Annotated in this window: 5 protein-coding genes; 2 read left to right on the top strand and 3 right to left on the bottom strand. The window is 71.4% G+C overall.

Annotation, left to right across the window (positions count from 1 at the left end; translation table 11 throughout):
• Positions 1–857: 857 nt before the first annotated feature.
• Positions 858–1931 (bottom strand): helix-turn-helix domain-containing protein, encoded by a 1074-nt coding sequence (locus tag ACFFRH_RS30520; RefSeq protein WP_344746358.1) that lies wholly within the window; start codon positions 1929–1931, stop codon positions 858–860.
• Positions 1932–2208: 277 nt separating this feature from the next.
• Here ACFFRH_RS30520 and ACFFRH_RS30515 point away from each other — a divergent pair, with 277 nt between their 5' ends.
• Positions 2209–2697 (top strand): rhodanese-like domain-containing protein, encoded by a 489-nt coding sequence (locus ACFFRH_RS30515; protein WP_344746359.1) that lies wholly within the window; start codon positions 2209–2211, stop codon positions 2695–2697.
• A gap of 2 nt (positions 2698–2699) precedes the next feature.
• On the opposite strand, the gene ACFFRH_RS30510 is transcribed toward ACFFRH_RS30515, so the two are convergent.
• Positions 2700–3641, bottom strand: a complete 942-nt coding sequence (locus ACFFRH_RS30510) for a DUF6597 domain-containing transcriptional factor (protein WP_344746360.1) — start codon at positions 3639–3641, stop codon at positions 2700–2702.
• Positions 3638–5410, bottom strand: coding sequence for an asparagine synthase-related protein (locus tag ACFFRH_RS30505; protein WP_344746361.1), 1773 nt, complete (start codon positions 5408–5410; stop codon positions 3638–3640). Before ACFFRH_RS30505 ends, ACFFRH_RS30510 begins: the two co-directional genes overlap by 4 nt.
• A 64-nt stretch (positions 5411–5474) precedes the next feature.
• Between ACFFRH_RS30505 and ACFFRH_RS30500 the strand changes: the two genes are divergently transcribed.
• On the top strand, positions 5475–6008 hold the full coding sequence (locus ACFFRH_RS30500) for a TIGR03086 family metal-binding protein (RefSeq protein ID WP_344746362.1): 534 nt from the start codon (positions 5475–5477) through the stop codon (positions 6006–6008).
• Positions 6009–6037 lie beyond the last annotated feature (29 nt).

The following is a 6037-nucleotide window of genomic DNA, read 5'->3' as shown; positions in this document are numbered from 1 at the left end:
CGCCTGCGGGTCCTGCGGGTCCTGCCGGTCCCTCGGGTCCGGGTGCGCCGTCGGCGCCTGCGGGTCCTGCGGGTCCTGCGGGGCCTTCAGGTCCGGGTGCGCCGTCGGCGCCAGCGGGTCCTGCCGGTCCCTCGGGTCCTGCGGGGCCTTCAGGTCCGGGTGCGCCGTCGGCGCCTGCCGGTCCCTCGGGTCCTGCGGGTCCTGCCGGTCCTGCTGGTCCTGCGGGACCTCGGGGGCCCGTCAGGCCCCTGGGGCCTGCGGGACCAGGTGGGCCCTGAATCCCGTCAGGAATCCGGCAAAGGAAGATGGGCAGACCCAGCCACCTGCACAGCGGGATGTAAACCGCATCGCTCGCGGTCGGTTGCAGTCCGCCATGGATGATCGTTCCGGTGGTTACGACGTCCCTGGTGCGGACTACGGTGGGCAGGGCGATGAAGTTCGTGCAAATGCTGGAAAGCAGCGCGGGGCAGGGGTCACTCTGCACGCTTCCAGCGGATTGGATTCCGCTGTGATGAGCCAACGCCGATATCTGAAGTTGCGAATCGGCTGAAACTGGGACAGGGGAGTGCAAAAGAAGGACGGCCCCGGCGAGCGCGCCGCCCGCAAGGGTCCGTTTCATGAAAGTAGACACGTGCGTTGTCTCTCCCTTCCCATTGAGAGAAAACGCTGTACGGCCATTCTTGGGGTGTCCGGGGGATAGGCGGGAGAAACGCGGCTCAAATATCGGATGGAAGCTTGATAGGCGGTTCGCGTTTCTTTGCGTTCCGCAAATTTGAGTGTCTGTATAAAATATTAATGGTTCGATTATCCTGATTAATCGGACAAGTGAACCACGGTGAGATAAAGGGTAAATTACGCTAAGGGATTGTTTCGCACTGAAGTTCGGTGGCCGGTTCCAGCCTCCCGGTTCGGCGCTCGGATCCGTGTGAGCTCGCGTGGCCGGAGGGTGCCGGGGCGCGGAAGGCCCGCCGGTAGGCAGAGGGGGAGGTGCGCATCGCTCGGGTGAAGTGGTGGCGGAAGGTCGCCGCGCTGTCGAAGCCCACCGCGGACGCGATCTCCTCCACCGGCACGGAGGTGGACTCCAGCATCGCCAGGCTGGCCGTGACCCGCTGGGAGATCACCCACCGCAGCGGGCTCGTTCCGGTCTGCCGCCCGAAGTGCCTGATGAACGTACGCCGGGACATGTGCGCGGCCTCGGCGAGGGCGGCGATCGTGATGGGTTCGGCGAGGTGCTCCAGTGCCCAGGTCATCGCGGCCGCCATGGCGACACCGTCCTCCACCGGCGTGACCGCGGCCTGGATGAACTGAGCCTGTCCCCCCTCCCGGTGCGGGGGGATGACGAGTCTTCGCGCGACCTCGTTGGCCACGCCCGGCCCGTGGTCCTTGCGCACCAGATGGATCAGCAGGTCCAGCCCCGCCGCGCTGCCCGCGCTGGTCAGCACGTCCTCACCGTCCACGTAGAGCACGTCCGGATCGACTCTGACCCTGGGAAACCTTCGCTGGAGCAGTTCGGCGTACCTCCAGTGGGTCGTCGCCTCCCTGTCGTCCAGCAGTCCAGCGGCGGCCAGCGCGAACGCGCCCGAGCAGATGGACACGATCCGCGCCCCCCGGTCGCGGGCCCGCCGCAGTGCCGCGACCACCTCGCGGGACACCTCGCCGTGGACGTCCGCCACCCCGGGCACGATCACCGTGTCCGCGGCCGCCAGCACGTCGAGCCCGTGCTCCGCCCGCATCGTGAACCCGCCGGTGACCCGCAGGTCGGCGCGGCTCTCGGCGCAGACCGACAGCTCGTACCAGGGGACCTCCAGCTCGGGGCGGGCGATGCCGAAGATCTCGACCACGCAGCCCAGTTCGAAGGGGGACATGCCGTCGAAGGCGAGGACGGAGACGGCGGGGCGCGTGGCGCTGGGGATCGGTGAGGGGACGAACATGGCGAGATATTAACGGTAAGCGGCATTCGTGCCACTGTCGGGCCTGGCATCGCGACCGGCACCATTGCTCGTGTCGGCCGTCACGACCGGCACCACCAGTGGTGTCGGGCGTCGCGGTGGCACGGCACCGTCGCCTGTGGGGGGTTCGCGACCGGCGCCGTCGCCCGCGGGGGCGTCGTGACCGGCTCCGGCGCTCAGTCCGGGTATCGAGGTGGCGCCGTCGCCCCGCCACGGCCACCGTCACCGTCACCGTCACCGTCACTTGAAAGGGTCATACATGTCTGTCACCGCTCGTTCCTCTCGTTCCTCTTCCGCCGTCACCGTGGTACCGGCGGCGGGGAACGCCGACGCGCTGGCGCACTTCGCCGCGAGGCTGGCGTTCGAGACCGACGTGTCCGACGTCGCCGCCGACCTGGCCGCCGGGGTCACGGACATCGTCGTGGTCGACTCCCGGAGCCGGGAGAGCTGGGATCAGGGCCATGTTCAGGGAGCCGTCCACCTGCCCACCGCGCTGATCGCCGCCCGCGCCCGCTCGGTCGTCCCCGCCGGGGTGACCGTGGTGACCTACTGCTGGGGACCGGGATGCAACGGCGCCACCCGGGCCGCGCTGGAGTTCGCCCGGCTCGGTCACCCGGTCAAGGAGATGCTCGGCGGCTTCGAGTATTGGGCCAGGGAGGGCTTCCCCGTCGAGTCCGCCTCGGGCGTGACCCGCCGCCCCGTCGACGCCCTGACCGCGCCGGTCTCCGGCGTCGCCTGCGCCTGCTGACGTCACCCCGCCAGGCGGCGGGCGTACGCGGTGGGGGGCATGCCGATCACGGCGGTGAAGTCGCGGGTGAAGTGGGACTGGTCGCTGTAGCCGAGATCGGCGGCCAGCCGCGACCAGTCGGTGGCCGGCCCGGCCCGTTCGGCGGCCTCGTGGATGCGGTAGCGGCGGATCACCCACTTGGGGGAGACGCCGACGTAGTCGCTGAACAGCCGCTGCAGATGCCTCACGCTCAGCCCGTGCAGGGCGGCCAGGTCGCCGACGCGGACGACGGCCGGGTCGGCGAGCACGCTCGCGACGAGGTCCGCCGCCCGTTCGGCGACGGGGTCGCGGGCGGGGAGCCGCGCGAGCAGGAACCCCTCCAGCACCCGCAGGGCCTCCTCGTCGGACTCCGAGGAGGCGGCCATGACGGCAGGGGTCACCGTGTCGGCGTCCGGGCCGAGGATCCGGGAGGCCGGAGTGAGGAGGTCGGTGATCGTGGAGAGCGGGGCGCCGAGGAAGGGACGGAAACCGGCGGGCCGGAAGCGGGTGCCGACCACGATCCCGGTGCCGGTCAGGACCTCCAGGTAGTCGCCGGTGATGACCCCGGCCACGCGGGAACCGTCCTCGTGGAAGACCAGGTTCACCGAGGGGTGGGACACGATCCGCTGCTCGTACGGTTCGGCCAGCTCCCAGCGGACGATCCAGTGGTGCTCGACGAAGGGGGCCAGAGACGGGTGGCACGCGTGGCGCCCGTAGCGGAACCTGGCCGCCCCGAAGTTCAGGATGCCCCGGGTGTCGTCGGCGGGCGCCCCCGCCCCGCCAAGGGAGGTCGCCGTCCCGTCAGGGGAGGCCCCCGCCCCGCGAAGGGAGGCCGCCGCCCCGCGAAGGGAGGCCGCCGCCCGGCCAAGGGAGGCCGCCGCCCCGCCGAGAGGAGCCCTCGCGCCGGGGCCGGGCGGGCGGCTCACGACGGGATGGGGATGTGGACCCTCGGCAGGCCCTGGGGCTCCTTGCCCGGATACTCGCCGCCCAGCATGGTGGCCACGGTGTAGAGGTGCCAGGCCTGGTTGGGCTTCTTCAGGACGGGCTCGGCGAACAGCTTGCGCACCTCGTCCGGCCTGACGATGGGCGCCAGCAGGTCCAGGCGGCCGAGGACGTGGTCGCGTATCAGGCCGGTGAGTTCCTCGCCGGGGCTGGTCCGCCAGTTCCAGCCGCCTCCGCCGGTCTTCGGCGCGGTCAGCACCTGCGGCCTGCGCTGCCAGGGGTAGTAGCGCCTCCCGACGCTGAACCGCCACGGCTTGCCCTCGACCGGGATGTCCCTGAGCGAGGGGGCCAGGACGCCGAGCAACTCGTAGATGACCTCTTCCGACAGCCGCCAGGTCTGGTCGAGGCCCAGCGCGGCGCGGACCACCCGGTTGTCGAGGAACGGCCAGATCTGGTCGCCCCTGCGCAGCGAGCCCGCCCGTGCCCCCGCGTGCCAGCGGCCGACCTTGTAGGCGATGTACATGTGGTCGAGCGCCTCCAGCGGAGCCCGCTCCCGCCAGGGCCCGGCCAGCTCGCGGGCGTGCTCGTTGGCCTCCTCGGTGAACAGCGCCGGGTCCCGCAGGAAGGTCACGTCCACCCGGCGGCGCAGCGCCTTCTCCGTCAGGTCGGTCTGGAGCAGCAGCAGGCCCCCGGCCCGCAGGATCTCCCCGCTCTGCCCCGACATGGTTGGTTTGGCGCTGTAGGGGAGGTAGCCGACGATCGACTCGTACGCCGACGTCATGCCCTCGCAGGCGCGCAGCGTCTCGTAGGCCCGCGCGAGGGGGTGCTCGACGACGATCGCGTCCTTCTTCTCGGCGCGGGCCGGAGGGATGACGGTGTGCTCGACGCGGAGCGCGCGGGCGACCCGACCGGCGATGATCACGTCGGGGTGGGTGTCGAGGCCGTTGGTGGTCGCGCGCAGCGGGATGCCGGCCGCGTGCAGTGTCGCGGCGATCAGCCGGCTGTCCCTGCCGCCGGTGAGGGCCAGGTTCACCGGCTCCCCGGCCGCGCGCAGCGGCTCCACCGTCGCCAGCAGCGCGCTCGCCAGTTCGCCGACCAGCTCCTTCTTCTCCCTGCGCGACGTGGGCGCGGGCACGGCGGAGGGGAGCGGGGTCGTGGTGACCGTACGGCGGCCGCCCTTGACGGTCACCGACGAGGACGGCGGCAGCGCGCTCACCCCGCGGTAGGGCGTCTCGTCCGACAGGAAGTATCCCTGCCTGACCATCGACTGCAGCGCGAGCACGTCCCACTCGACCCGCTCGCCGCCGCCCGCGAGGTGGACCAGCAGCGCCCGGCTGCCGATCACGTGCACGTCGGGGGTCTCGGCGTAGTAGACCGGGCAGACCCGGTGGATCGCGGTGGCGGCCGACAGCTCGTCCTCGGTCGCCCGGAACGCGGAGAAGCACCCGCCGACCGCCTCGGTGTCCAGGGCCGGCATGGCCGCGAGCCGGTTCACGTCGTCCGGCGCGGCCAGGTAGCCGTTCACCCCCGTCACCCGGTCGTGCCCGGTCTCCAGCAGAGGAGGCCGCCGCGAGTCGTCCGGCTCGTTGGTCCAGGCGAACATGGTGATGCCGGGACGGTGCCACTCCCGGGACCTGATGACCTCGGGCGGTACGGGGAACGCGCTGTCGATCGCGTCCCTGACGGTGTGCAGCATCGCCTCCGGTATACCGGCTCCCGGTTGTTTGGCCACGAGGCCGAGATACACGCGCATGGTGCAGGATCCTATGTCGCGTTTTTTCAAGACAGCTGTGAGTCCGGCCGACAGCATGGCCGTCATGAACGAGATGCTGTCACGCGCCGTCACCGGCGCGGCGGCCGTCGCCCGCGGCGTCCGCGACGACCAGCTGGACCTGCCCACCCCCTGCGACGACTTCGACGTACGGGAACTGCTCGGCCATCTGGCCTGGACGGCCGCGATGTTCGAGGCGCTGGCCCGCCGCGAGCAGCCGCCGCCGCAGGACGCCGACCACGCCCCCTTCGCGGAGCGGGCCGCCGCGGTGCTCGCCGCCTGGTCCGCACCCGGGGTGATTGAGGGGACCAGTCCCACGCTGGGGATGCCCATGGCCATGGTGCTCCAGATGGTGCTGGGCGACATGGCGATCCACGGCTGGGACCTGGCCAGGGCCACCGGCCAGGACTACGCGGTGGACGCCGAGACCGGTGAGGCCGTGGCCGCCTTCGTCACGGCGACGGCACCGCAGGGACGGCGGATGGGGGTCTTCGGGGAGGAGGTGCCCGTGGCGCGGGACGCCTCGCCGTTCGAGCGGGCGCTCGGGCTCAGCGGGCGGGACCCGGCCTGGAAACCCTGATCACGCGCCGAACACGGTTTGCGCTCGCT

This window comes from Streptosporangium vulgare (assembly GCF_042428775.1).
GTDB classification, from domain to species: Bacteria; Actinomycetota; Actinomycetes; order Streptosporangiales; family Streptosporangiaceae; genus Streptosporangium; species Streptosporangium vulgare.
The sequence above is the reverse complement of the archived record's forward strand: the minus strand, read 5'-3'. Positions and strand labels throughout refer to the sequence as shown.